We start from the raw sequence: 11,913 nt of genomic DNA on the forward strand, positions 1-11,913 counted from the left end.
TGGTCCCTCACATCCGGAAGACGCCGAAGCCGCCGCGCGCGCCCTCGTAGGGGGCGGTGTGGATCGCGGACAGGCACAGGCCGAGGACGGTGCGGGTGTCGCGCGGGTCGATGACGCCGTCGTCGTACAGCCGCCCGGACAGGAACATCGGCAGCGACTCGGACTCGATCTGCTGCTCCACCATGGCGCGCAGGGCCGCGTCCGCGTCCTCGTCGTAGGGCTGCCCCTTCGCCGCGGCCGACTGCCGGGCGACGATCGACAGCACGCCGGCGAGCTGCTGGGGGCCCATGACGGCCGACTTGGCGCTGGGCCAGGCGAACAGGAAGCGCGGGTCGTACGCGCGCCCGCACATGCCGTAGTGCCCGGCGCCGTACGAGGCGCCCATGAGCACCGACAGGTGCGGGACCCGGCTGTTGCTGACCGCGTTGATCATCATCGCGCCGTGTTTGATGATCCCGCCCTGCTCGTACTCCCTGCCGACCATGTAGCCGGTGGTGTTGTGCAGGAAGAGCAGCGGGATGTCGCGCTGGTTGGCGAGCTGGATGAACTGGGCGGCCTTCTGCGACTCGGCGCTGAACAGGACGCCCTGGGCGTTGGCCAGGATGCCGACGGGGTAGCCGTGCAGGGCCGCCCAGCCGGTGACCAGGCTCGTGCCGTACAGCGGCTTGAACTCGTCGAAGTCGGAGGCGTCGACGACGCGGGCGATGACCTCGCGCGGGTCGAAGGGGGTCTTCAGGTCGCCGGGGACGATGCCCAGGAGCTCCTCCGGGTCGTGCCTGGGCGGGGCGGCGGGGCCCGGATCCGGGTACGCCTTGCGGTGGTTGAGCCGCGCGACCACCCGCCGGGCCTGGCGCAGCGCGTCCGGCTCGTCCACGGCGAAGTAGTCCGCGAGGCCGGACACGCGCGCGTGCATCTCCGCGCCGCCGAGGGACTCGTCGTCGCTCTCCTCGCCGGTCGCCATCTTCACCAGGGGCGGGCCGCCGAGGAACACCTTGGCCCGCTCCTTGACCATGATGACGTGGTCGGACATGCCCGGGACGTAGGCGCCGCCGGCGGTGGAGTTGCCGAAGACGACCGCGATCGTCGGGATGCCGGCGGCCGACAGCCGGGTGAGGTCCCGGAAGATGGCGCCCCCGGGGATGAAGATCTCCTTCTGCGAGGGTAGGTCGGCGCCGCCGGACTCCACCAGGCTGATGCAGGGCAGCCGGTTGGCGAGGGCGATGTCGTTGGCCCGCAGGGCCTTCTTCAGGCTCCAGGGGTTGCTGGCGCCGCCGCGCACGGTCGGGTCGTTGGCGGTGATCAGGCACTCCACGCCCTCGACCACCCCGATGCCGGTGACCAGGGAGGCGCCCACGGCGTGGTCGCTGCCCCAGGCGGCGAGCGGGGACAGCTCCAGGAACGGGGTGTCCGGGTCGAGCAGCAGCTCGATGCGTTCGCGGGCGAGCAGCTTGCCGCGCTCGCGGTGGCGCTTCACGTACTTCTCGCCGCCGCCCGCGAGCGCCTTGGCGTGCTCGCCCTCCAGCCCGGCGAGCTTGTCGAGCATGGCCTCGCGGTGGGCGCGGTAGTCGGGGCCGGCGGGGTCCAGGGCGGTCTGCAGAACCGTCACAGCAGGGTCTCCGGGATGTCCAGGTGTCGGGAGCGCAGCCATTCGCCGAGTGCCTTGGCCTGCGGGTCGAAGCGATGCTGGGCGGCCACGCCCGCGCCGAGGATGCCCTCCACGACGAAGTTCAGGGCGCGCAGGTTCGGCAGCACGTGCCGGGTGACGGGCAGGTCCCGGCTCTCGGGGATCAGCTGCCGGAACCTGTCGGCGGTCAGCTCGTGCGCGAGCCACCGCCAGGCCTCGTCGGTTCGGGCCCAGACGCCCACGTTGGCGTCGCCGCCCTTGTCCCCGCTGCGGGCCCCGGCGACCAGGCCGAGCGGGGCACGCCGCACCGGGCCGGGCGGAAGGAGCTCGGGCAGGGGCGGCGGGTTCACGCCCGCCAGGGGCCGTGCGTCCCGGGGCGCGGGCACCGGCACGCGGCGCCCGTCGTGGAGGACGGCCACGTGGTCGACGGCGTCGTGCGGCACGTACACGTCCTCGAAGACACCGTAGGGAGCGCCCTTCCCGGGTGGTGCCGCCACATGGAACCCCGGGTAGCCGGCCAGTGCCAGCTCGATGGCGGCCCCGCTCAGCGCCCGCCCCACCAGCCGCTCGTCCGGATCCCGTACGACGAGCCGCAGCAGGGCGCTCGCCGTCTCCTCGGTGTCGGCGTCCGGCCGGTCGGTGCGGGCCAGGTCCCAGCGCACCTCGGCGGGCGGCGACTTGGCGAGCGCGTCGGACAGCTGCTCGCGCACCAGGGCCGCCTTCGCCTCGATGTCCAGCCCGGTGAGGACGAACACGACCTCGTTGCGGAAGCCGCCGAGCCGGTTGAGCCCGGTCTTCAGGGTGGGCGGCGGGGCCTCTCCGCGCACCCCCTCGATCCGCACCCGGTCGGGCCCCTCCTGGCTCAGCCTCACGGTGTCCAGCCGGGCGGTGACGTCGGGGCCCGCGTACCGGGCGCCCGCGGTCTCGTACAGCAGCTGGGCCGTGACCGTGCCGACGTCGACGAAGCCGCCTGTGCCGGGGTGCTTGGTGACGACGCTGCTGCCGTCGGCGTGGATCTCGGCGAGCGGGAAGCCGGGCCGGCGCACGTCCCCCTTCTGGAAGAACGCGTAGTTGCCGCCGGTGGCCTGCGTCCCGCACTCCAGGACGTGCCCGGCGACGACGGCGCCCGCGAGGCGGTCGTACGCGTCCGGTCCCCAGCCGAAGTGGGCGGCGGCGGGACCGGTGACGAGGGCCGCGTCCGTCACCCGCCCGGTGATCACGACGTCGGCGCCGGCCCGCAGGCACTCGGCGATGCCGAAGCCCCCGAGGTAGGCGTGGGCGGCGAGGGTGCCCGGGTGCCGGGCCGTGAGGTCGTCGCCCTCGACGTGCGCGACCCTGACCGGGAGGCCGAGCCGGTCCGCCAACTCCCGGATGTTCTCGGCGAGTCGGGCCGGGGCGAGGCCGCCGGCGTTGGTGACGATCCGTACCCCGCGCTCGTGGGCGAGGCCGAGGCAGTCCTCCAGCTGGCGCAGGAAGGTGCGGGCGTATCCGGCGGAGGGGTCCTTCAGCCGGTCCCGGCCGAGGATCAGCATGGTCAGCTCGGCCAGGTAGTCGCCGGTGAGGACGTCGAGTTCGCCGCCGGAGAGCATCTCGCGCAGGGCGTCGAAGCGGTCGCCGTAGAAGCCGGAGAAGTTGCCGACGCGCAACGGGTTCACCGGCCGGCCTCCCGTGCCGGGCGGCCGGTGCCGGGCGGCCCCGCGAAGGCCTGGGCGATGTCCAGCCAGCGGTCCGCGTCCGCGCCCACGGCGCTCAGCGCCAGGTCGTCACGGTGGGCGCGCTGGGTGACGAGCAGACAGAAGTCGAGGGCGGTCCCGGTGACGCGCTGCGGGGCGCCCTCCGGGCCGTACGCCCACACCTCGCCCGAGGCGGCGGTCAGTTCGACGCGGAACTCCTCGGCGGGCGGGGTGAGGCCGTGGACGCCGAAGGCGAAGTCCCTGGTGCGGATGCCGAGGCGGGCGATGTGCCGGATCCGGTCGGTGGGGGTGCGGGTGACGCCGAGCGCCTCCGCCACGTCCAGGCCGTGGGCCCAGGTCTCCATGAGGCGGGCGGTGGCCATGGACGCGGCCGACATGGGCGGCCCGTACCAGGGGAAACGCGCGCCGGGCGGTGCCGCCCGCAGGGCCCGGTCGAGGGCGGCGCGGCCTTCGCGCCACGCCGCGAGGAGGTCGGCGGCCGGGAGCCGGGCGCCCTCCTCCGCGCCCTCGTCCACGAACGAGTCGGGGCGGGCGAGCGCCTTCTCGACCAGCGCGTGGAAGGCGTCCACGTCGGTGACGGCGAGCAGCGCCGAGCGGTCGGTCCAGGCGAGGTGGGCGATCTGGTGGGCGACGGTCCAGCCGGGGGCGGGCGTGGTGAGCACCCACCGCTGAGGAGTCAACTCGGCTACGAGTGAGTCCAGTTCGTCGCTCTCGGCACGCAGGTCGTCGATGACGGGCGTCGGGTCGGCCATGAGGTGGAGCATGGCAGCGCGGCCAGAAACAATCAAGCGTGCTTGCATGAATTCGCCGACCCGCGATCCGGCCGCGATCCACCCTCGGCGTGCGGCCGGTTCACGGCTCCGGGCCGGTTCATGCTCCGCCCTATACGCCCCCGGCGGGCTCATGCCCCCCGACCGGCTCACACCTGCGGCGACCGGCTCACACCCCCGGCGGCCTGCTCACGCCCCCCCGCCTGCTCACGGCTCCCGGTCGGTCAGGGGTTGTGGAGCAGCGAGGTCAGGGTCTCGGTGAAGGCGGCGGCCGAGTGGTCGGCGTGATCGCGTATGCGTGCCGCGACGGCGCCGGCCCCGCCGCCCTCCACCAGGCGGACCAGCAGGTCGGCGCGGCGGTCGAGGGCCTCCGGGGTGTCCGGCAGCGTGGACAGGTAGAAGTCCGTCGCGTCGTACGCCATGTGGAACACGTGCTTCTTCACGTCGCTCAGCGTCAGGTAGTCCCGGTCGGTCGTGGGCCTCGGCTCGGGCGCGCCGACGCAGACCACCGGGGTGCCGCCGCCCCAGGAGTTGACGGCCAGGTGGTAGGTGTCGGTGATGACCAGCCGATAGCGGGGCAGGACCTTCACCAGGTCGCCGACGGTGGGCTCGCCCGGGCGCACCGGGATGCCGGCGACCTCGGCCGGGACGTCCCGGTCGAACCAGGGCAGCCATTCGAGCGGGGCGCCGAAGCGGTCGGAGAGGGTCCGGCAGAACGCGGGCAGCCATCCGGGGACCGGAGTGCGGGCGCCGAGGAAGACGCCGATCGCGCCCGACCGCGGGACCTCCCGGGACCACAGGGTGTCCGGAAGGTGGTCGAGATCGCCCGGGCGGGACAGCAGCGCGGCGTCCGAACCGAAGTGGTCGGTCATCCGGTCCCCGCGCAGGTGCGTGAGCTTCGCCGCCGACAGCGGATCGCGCACCCAGACCCGGCGGCTGCGCCTCATCAGCCGCGCGAACAGGGGCCCGTACTCCTTGTCCTCGCGGTCGGAGTAGTCGGACTGCGTGTTGTGCAGGATCGTCCCGCCGTAGCTGAGGGTGCGGGTGAGGAGTTCGTCCGGCTGGTCGGCCAGGAGCAGACAGCGGTGGAGCAGGGTCCGGGCCGCGTCGCGGTCCCCGGCGAGGCCGAAGTCGAGCAGCCGGTTGGTCGCGTCCTGCGTCAGATAGTGCCGGGCGTGCAGGAAGTCGCCCCAGAACACGACCGCGTCGTGGTCACGGAGGGTGTCGAGGTGGTCGGCCAACGGGCGGAACCGGAAAGGTAATTCGGCACCCCGCGCGGCTGTGCGCAGGGGCACGGTCTCCGGCGGGTGCAGGGTGAACCAGGTCGGGTCGATCCCCCCGCCCATGCGCCGTCGCAGGGACTCGAAGGCCAGGTCGACGGTGAGCATTCCCGTGTTGCGGTAGCCGATGTTGGGCGCGGTGATGACGGCGACGCGTGCCATGTGCTGGTGATTCCCCCAGGTGTTGCCGGCGCCGCGGCGGGTGGCGCGGACCCTCCACGCCAACGTACACAGCGGCGCCCGGCGCGGGGCGGCCGTCGCGGGCCACCCGGGAAGCATGGCTTGATCCGGTCGCTCAGACCGCCTCCACCGGCGGGTACACCGGCTCCCATCGCGCCGCCCGCACCGCCGCCTCGACGTCGTCCGGGCGGGCCCTGGCCACGCCCTCCTCCGCCGCCGCGCGGACCACGGCCGCGGCGACCGCCTCCGAGGTGGCGCGCAGGTCGCGGATCGGCGGGAGGACCGGCGCGTTCAGCCGGGCGACGTCCGTGTCGTCGGTCCGGCGGGCCACCGCGTCCGCCGCGGCACGCAGCATGCGGTCGGTCACCCGGGCGGCCCGCGCCACGATCACGCCGAGGCCGAGCCCGGGGAAGATCAGGGCGTTGTTGGCCTGCCCGGTCTCGTACGTCGTCCCGTCCCGCTCCACCGGCGCGAAGGGGCTGCCCGTGGCGACCAGGGCCTTCCCGTCCGTCCAGTCGAGCAGGTCGGCGGGGGTGGCCTCGGCGAGGTCGGTCGGGTTGGACATGGGCAGGACGATCGGCCGCCCGGTGTGCCGGGCCATCTCCCGGACGATGTCCTCGGTGAAGGCGCCGCCCTGGCCGGAGGTACCGATGAGGACGGTCGGCCGGACCCGCCGGACCACCTCGTCGAGGGGGATGCCGTGCACGTCCTCGTCGCGCCGCCAGCCGGCGACCTCGTCCGCCGGGCGGGCGTACGGCTCCTGGAAGTCGCGCAGTCTCTCGCCCTGCCCGGCGGTGAGCAGGCCGTACCGGTCGACGCACCAGAACCGCGCGGTGGCCTCGGCGGCGGACAGCCCCTCGGCGACGAGCGCGTCCCTCAGCTGGTCGGCGACGCCGATACCGGCCGTGCCCGCGCCGAAGATGACGATCCGGTGCTCGGGCAGGGGCACACCGGCGGCCCGTACACCGGACAGGACGGCGGCGAGGTTCACGGCGCCCGTGCCCTGGATGTCGTCGTTGAAGGTGCACACGCGGTCGCGGTAACGCTCCAGGATCCGGCGGGCGTTGGCGGTGCCGAAGTCCTCCCAGTGCAGCAGGGCGTTCGGGAAGAGCCGCGAGGCGGTGGTGACGTACGCGTCGACGAAGGCGTCGTAGGTCCCGGGGTCGGCGCGCGCGTGGCGGTTGCCGGGATAGAGGGGGTTGTCGAGGAGTTCCCGGCGGTTGGTGCCGACGTCCAGCATCACCGGCAGGGTGCGGCGCGGGTCGATGCCGGCGGCGGCCGTGTAGACGGCGAGCTTGCCGACGGCGATGTCGATGCCGCCGACGCCCCAGTCGCCGATGCCGAGGATGCCCTCGCCGTCGGTGGCGACGATCAGGTCGACGTCGTCGGCGCCGTGGCCGCTCGCGCGCAGGGAGCGCTCGATGTCGTCGGGGGCGTCGACGGAGAGGTAGACGCCCCGGGGGCGCCGGTACTCGTAGCTGTAGCGCTGGATGGCCGTTCCCACGGTGGGCGTGTAGACGATCGGCAGCATCTCTTCGAGGTGGTCGCGGACGAGCCGGTAGAACAGCACCTCGTTGCGGTCGTGCAGATTGGTCAGGTTGACGCTCTTGGCCAGGTCGTTCGGCTGGTCGCGGAACTGGGCGTAGGCGCGTTCCGCCTGCTGGTCCTGGCTGAGCACCCGGGACGGGACGAGCCCCACGAGGTCCAGGGCCCGGCGCTCCCCGTCGGTGAACGCCGTACCGCGGTTGGTCCGGGGGTCCGCGAGCACGGCTCGGCCGCGCGCGGTGACCTTCAGGGGGCGGGGCGTGCCCGCGACGTCGTCCATGGCACCCACCTACCCGCCCGGCCCCGCACGCGGACCGTCTTGCACCGACCATGACTCCCCTGCGCACGCATGTCACTACTCTGGGTCACTGGAGGCGGGCTGCTCCAGACGGACGCCTACGCACGCGCGGTGCTCGGCCTGCGGGACGACGGCGACGTCGACGCCCGTGTGGCGGCCGATCCCGAAGCCGCCAGGGAGGGTTCGGTCCTTACGATCATTTGCAGGCCGCCGCGCTCTCCGTGGACGACTCGGCGGCACTGGTCGCCCGCGTGCTGGAGGAGCGTTACGGAGACGAGCCGGAACCTGACGGGCGCAATGTGACGTAAGTCCTCGTACAGCGGCGACACCGGCGGCGAAGTCCGTCAAGGGCTGACGAAAAGCGGGGGCGTCTTCGAGGGGTGGCGCAGTAGCGTCGGTCCGTGGTCGATGACGACGGTTACTTCGGGGAGTCGGTGGCGGCGGGGTACGACGAGTCCGCCGCGGAGATGTTCGAGGCGGGGGTCGTGGAGCCCGCCGTGGAGTTCCTGGCGGAACTGGCCGGGCGCGACGGCCGGGCGCTGGAGCTGGGGATCGGTACCGGACGGATCGCGTTGCCGCTGGCGCGGCGCGGGGTCGAGGTGCACGGTGTCGATCTGTCCCGGGCGATGGTGGAGCGGTTGCGGGCCAAGCCGGGCGGGGACGCGATCGGGGTGACGATCGGGGACTTCGCGACCACGAGGGTCGACGGCGGCTTCTCCCTCGCCTACCTGGTCTTCAACACGATCATGAACCTGACCTCGCAGGACGCCCAGGTGGAGTGCTTCCGCAACGTCGCGGAGCACCTGGCGCCCGGCGGCTGTTTCGTGGTCGAGGTGGGGGTGCCCGATCTGCGGCGGCTGCCGCCGGGGCAGGACACGGTGCCGTTCCGGGTGGACGGACAGCGGCTGGGCTTCGACCTCTACGACGTGGCGACGCAGTCCGTCAGCTCGCACCACGTGTCGGTCGTGGACGGCCGCGGCACCTACCGCGCCGTCCCGTTCCGGTACGTGTGGCCGGCCGAGCTGGACCTGATGGCCCGCCTCGCCGGGCTGCGGCCGCGGGAGCGCTGGGACGGCTGGACCCGGGAGCCGTTCACCGGTGACAGCCGGCAGCACGTGTCGGTGTGGGAGAAGCCCGCCCGCTGACCGCGCGCGGGCCCCCGCGGCTACTGGCCCTCGGCCGGGAGCGGCGGCATCTTGCCCCGTCCCACCTGTGTCCGCACCGCCCCGATGCTCGCCGCGATCACCAGGGTGATCGCGACGGCCTCGGTCGGGGAGAGGGACTGGCCGAGGATCAGGAACCCGGCCGTCGCCGCGATGGCCGGCTCCAGGCTCATCAGGATGGCGAACGTGGACGCGGGCAGGCGGCGCAGCGCCAGGAGTTCCAGGGTGTAGGGCAGCACCGAGGAGAGCAGGGCCACCGCCGAGCCGAGGCCCACGGTGACGGGGTCCAGGAGGCGGGTGCCGGCCGCGGCGACGCCGATCGGCAGGAAGAGCAGGGCCGCGACCGCCATGGCCAGCGCCAGCCCGTCCGCCTGCGGGAAGCGGCGGCCCGTACGGGCGCTGAAGAGGATGTACGCGGCCCACATGGCGCCCGCGCCCAGGGCGAAGGCCACACCCACCGGATCGAGTCCGGTGAAGCCCCCGCCGCCGAGCAGGAACACGCCCCCGACGGCGAGACCCGCCCACAGCAGGTTGATCGCGCGCCGGGAGGTCAGGACCGAGAGGGTCAGCGGGCCGAGGACCTCCAGGGTGACGGCGGGGCCGAGCGGGATGCGGGACACCGCCTCGTAGAAGAGGCCGTTCATGCCGCCCATGGCGATGCCGAACACGATCACCGTGCCCCAGTCGGCGCGCGAGTGGCCGCGCAGCCGGGGGCGGCACACCACCAGCAGGACGACCGCCGCGGCGAGCAGGCGCAGGGTGACGACGCCGGGCGCCCCCGCCCGGGGCATCAGGGTCACCGCGAGGGCGCCGCCGAACTGCACCGAGATGCCGCCGGCGAACACCAGGCCGAGTGAGCCCAGGCGGCCGGAGGTAGGGGCCCCCACCGGCGTCGTCGCGGACGTCGAGGGGGTGGTGCTGCTGGGGGTTTCGACGGGGTTCACGGCGGTCCTGGTGCTCGGATCAGATCATGTACATCTCCATGTACTGCACGGTCCAGGGTAATGGACTCCGTCAGGAGTGTGAACCCCTGACGGAACTGTCCTGGATGGTGAGACGCGGCCCTCTCAGATGCCGGGCCAGGGGCCCTGCCGCGCGGGCGGGGGCGAGGCCGTGGCGTGGGCGGCGTACGGGTCGTTGCCGTACCCGTGGCCGTACGGCTGCCGCCGCCCCGGGACGCGCTCCTGCGCCGGCCACTCCTCCCACAGCGGCAGCCGCAGCTCGCCCGTGTCCATGACCGCGTTGTTCTGGGAGCGGTGCAGCCTGGCGTACGCCCCGCCCCGGGCGAGGAGTTCCTCGTGGCGGCCGGTCTCCACGACGCGGCCCCGGTCGACGACGAGGATGCGGTCGGCGTCGGGGGCGAGGTTGAGGTCGTGCGTGATCATGATCGTCGTGCGGCCGGCCATCAGCCGGCGCAACGGCCTGACGACGCGGCGGGCGGCCATCGCGTCCAGGCCGGCCGTGGGCTCGTCCAGCACCAGGACCGGCGCGTCGCGCAGGATCGCGCGGGCGACGGCTAGGCGCTGGAGCTGGCCTCCGGACAGCCTGGCCGAGTGGGGGTCGACCTCGGTGTCGTAGCCCTCGGGCAGCCGCACGACGAACTCATGGGCGTCGGCCGCCCTCGCCGCGTCCTCGATCGCCCGGTCGCTGGCGCCGGGCCGGCCGCAGGCGATGTTGGCGCGGACCGTGTCGCGCAGCACGAGCGTCTCCTGCGGGAGCAGGGTGACGTACTCGCGCAGGCGGGCGAGCGGGAAGTCGCGCAGGGGGACGCCGTCCAGCAGGAGGTGCCCGCGGTCGGGGTCGTAGAAGCGCAGGAGCAGCTTGGAGACCGTGGACTTGCCGGCGCCGCTCGGGCCCGTGACGATCACGAGTTCGCCGGGCGCGGCCGTGAAGGACAGGCCCTCCAGGGTCGTCCGCTCGGCCCCCGGGTAGCGGAAGGACACGTCCCGGACCTCGACCCTGCCGTCCGGGCGGCCGGTGTCCGCGGGCCGGCGCGGATCGGTGACCGAAGGGCCGGCGTCCAGGATCTCGATGAGCCGCTCGGCGCCCGCGGTGGCCGCGGTGACGGTGAGGCCCAGCTGGGCGAGGCCCCGCACGGGCGGGTACAGGTAGCCGAGGAAGGCGGCGAAGGCGAGCAACTGGCCGAGGGTCATCCGGCCGGTGGAGATCTCCCAGGCGCCGATGCCGATCACGGCCAGCACGCACACCGTCTCGATGACCTGGACGAGCTGCTCGTAGGCCTCGTTCAGGCGGGTGGAGCGGACCGAGGCGCGGAACCACGCGGTGGCCTCCCCGTGCAGCCGGCGGCGTTCGGCGTCCCGGCGGTCGTAGGCCTGGGTGAGCACGATGTTGCCGAGGGACTCCTCCACCACCGAGGTGATCGCGCCGTCGGCGACCCGGCCCGCACGGGAGACGTCCTTGAGGGAACCGGAGAAGCGGCGGGCGGCCAGCCAGAACAGGGGTGCCAGCACGAAGGTGGCGGCGGCCAGGTCCCAGCGCAGCCAGAACGCGGCGGCCGCGTAGAAGAGGGCGGAGAAGGCCGCGGAGGCGGCGCCGACCAGGCCGGACACGACCATCGTCTCGATCGCCTCGACGTCACCGGTCAGCCGGGAGAGCAGATCGCCCTGCCGATGGCGCTGGAAGAAGTGCGGGGGCAGCTGCTGGACGTGGTCGAACACGTGCTCGCGCAGCCGCATCACGAACCGTTCGGTCACCCAGGCGGCGAGGGAGTTGCCCGCGTAGGCGATGACGGCACCGGCCACCGCGACCCCCAGCCACTGCGCGGCCGGGCTCCAGAACGCGGCGAGCGAGCCCCTGCGCAGGGCGTTGTCGGTGAGGTCGCCGAACAGCAGGATGGCCCCGGTCTCGGCGAGCGCGGCGAGCACCGCGCACAGCCACACCAGCAGCAGCCGGTGGCGCAGTCCCGCCGTCAGTGGCCAGAAACGGCGGAAGGCGGTGCGGGCCGAAATGGTCGGGGCATCCTCGCATTCGGCCCCGCCGTCCTCTTCGAATTCCATTCGCATTCCCCTCGCTTTCCGTCGGATGTCCCGGACGCCCCACTCGGCACGGCAAAAGGAAAAGGGGCCGACGGTGCACCGTCGACCCCTTTCGGTTCACCGCCGGATCAGTGGTTCTGGCCGGGCAGCGGCTTCGGAAGCGGCTTGTGGGCGTGCTTCTTGTGCTTCGGCGGGGGCGGCGGGGGCAGCTGCTTCGACTTGGGCTTGGGGGGCAGCGGGGCAAGCTTCTTGAAGCTCATTCCGACTCCTGTGTTCGCAGTTCTGTTTTCCGAGAATTCCGCGTCCGGCTCTCGACAGCAACGAACCTACACGCCCCCCGGGCGCCCGAAAGGCAAAAACAGC

At 73.4% G+C, this 11,913-nt stretch carries 9 protein-coding genes and 1 pseudogene; 2 read left to right on the forward strand and 8 right to left on the reverse strand.

The genetic code is table 11. From position 1 onward, the window contains the following. Positions 1-7: 7 nt before the first annotated feature. The 5 genes from ACZ7FF_RS27580 to ACZ7FF_RS27600 all read right to left on the reverse strand — a co-directional run bounded on the left by ACZ7FF_RS27580 (position 8) and on the right by ACZ7FF_RS27600 (position 7,373). The gene (locus tag ACZ7FF_RS27580; RefSeq protein ID WP_470815200.1) at positions 8-1,606 is read right to left on the reverse strand and encodes an acyl-CoA carboxylase subunit beta; all 1,599 of its coding nucleotides are present in this window, start codon (positions 1,604-1,606) and stop codon (positions 8-10) included. Further along, entirely contained in the window at positions 1,603-3,279 is a 1,677-nt protein-coding gene (locus ACZ7FF_RS27585) for an acyclic terpene utilization AtuA family protein (protein ID WP_470815202.1), read from the reverse strand. Before ACZ7FF_RS27585 ends, ACZ7FF_RS27580 begins: the two co-directional genes overlap by 4 nt. Then, a complete protein-coding gene (locus ACZ7FF_RS27590; RefSeq protein ID WP_470815203.1) occupies positions 3,276-4,070 on the reverse strand; it encodes a TIGR03084 family metal-binding protein in 795 nt (264 codons plus the stop codon). The genes ACZ7FF_RS27585 and ACZ7FF_RS27590 overlap by 4 nt, the downstream gene beginning before the upstream one ends. A 242-nt stretch (positions 4,071-4,312) precedes the next feature. Then, entirely contained in the window at positions 4,313-5,530 is a 1,218-nt protein-coding gene (locus ACZ7FF_RS27595) for a hypothetical protein (protein WP_470815205.1), read from the reverse strand. A 133-nt stretch (positions 5,531-5,663) separates the two neighbouring features. Continuing rightward, on the reverse strand, positions 5,664-7,373 hold the full coding sequence (locus ACZ7FF_RS27600; protein WP_470815207.1) for an NAD-dependent malic enzyme: 1,710 nt from the start codon (positions 7,371-7,373) through the stop codon (positions 5,664-5,666). Between the two features lie 174 nt (positions 7,374-7,547). Between ACZ7FF_RS27600 and ACZ7FF_RS27605 the strand changes: the two are divergent. Both ACZ7FF_RS27605 and ACZ7FF_RS27610 read left to right on the forward strand, forming a co-directional pair. After that, positions 7,548-7,699 (forward strand): annotated as a pseudogene (locus ACZ7FF_RS27605) (XRE family transcriptional regulator); the annotation flags it as partial. Between the two features lie 93 nt (positions 7,700-7,792). Continuing rightward, the gene (locus tag ACZ7FF_RS27610) at positions 7,793-8,536 is read left to right on the forward strand and encodes a class I SAM-dependent DNA methyltransferase (RefSeq protein ID WP_470815208.1); all 744 of its coding nucleotides are present in this window, start codon (positions 7,793-7,795) and stop codon (positions 8,534-8,536) included. A gap of 20 nt (positions 8,537-8,556) precedes the next feature. On the opposite strand, the gene ACZ7FF_RS27615 is transcribed toward ACZ7FF_RS27610, so the two are convergent. From ACZ7FF_RS27615 to ACZ7FF_RS27625, 3 genes are all read right to left on the reverse strand, one after another. Beyond that, positions 8,557-9,498: an EamA family transporter gene (locus tag ACZ7FF_RS27615; RefSeq protein ID WP_470815210.1), complete on the reverse strand. Its 942-nt coding sequence runs from the start codon at positions 9,496-9,498 to the stop codon at positions 8,557-8,559. A 123-nt stretch (positions 9,499-9,621) separates the two neighbouring features. Continuing rightward, positions 9,622-11,571 (reverse strand): ABC transporter ATP-binding protein, encoded by a 1,950-nt coding sequence (locus ACZ7FF_RS27620; RefSeq protein ID WP_470815211.1) that lies wholly within the window; start codon positions 11,569-11,571, stop codon positions 9,622-9,624. Between the two features lie 107 nt (positions 11,572-11,678). Further along, positions 11,679-11,810 (reverse strand): hypothetical protein, encoded by a 132-nt coding sequence (locus ACZ7FF_RS27625; RefSeq protein ID WP_470815213.1) that lies wholly within the window; start codon positions 11,808-11,810, stop codon positions 11,679-11,681. Between the last annotated feature and the right edge of the window lie 103 nt (positions 11,811-11,913).

The sequence above is a fragment of the Streptomyces sp. NPDC037126 genome, from assembly GCF_055605965.1.

Bases quoted from the DNA above. Each gene is read 5' to 3' on its own strand.
- ACZ7FF_RS27590 (WP_470815203.1), bottom strand. From the start codon at position 4,070: ATGGCCGACCCGACGCCCGTCATCGACGACCTGCGTGCCGAGAGCGAC.
- ACZ7FF_RS27595 (WP_470815205.1), bottom strand. From the start codon at position 5,530: ATGGCACGCGTCGCCGTCATCACCGCGCCCAACATCGGCTACCGCAAC.
- ACZ7FF_RS27600 (WP_470815207.1), bottom strand. From the start codon at position 7,373: ATGGACGACGTCGCGGGCACGCCCCGCCCCCTGAAGGTCACCGCGCGC.
- ACZ7FF_RS27620 (WP_470815211.1), bottom strand. From the start codon at position 11,571: ATGGAATTCGAAGAGGACGGCGGGGCCGAATGCGAGGATGCCCCGACC.
- ACZ7FF_RS27625 (WP_470815213.1), bottom strand. From the start codon at position 11,810: ATGAGCTTCAAGAAGCTTGCCCCGCTGCCCCCCAAGCCCAAGTCGAAG.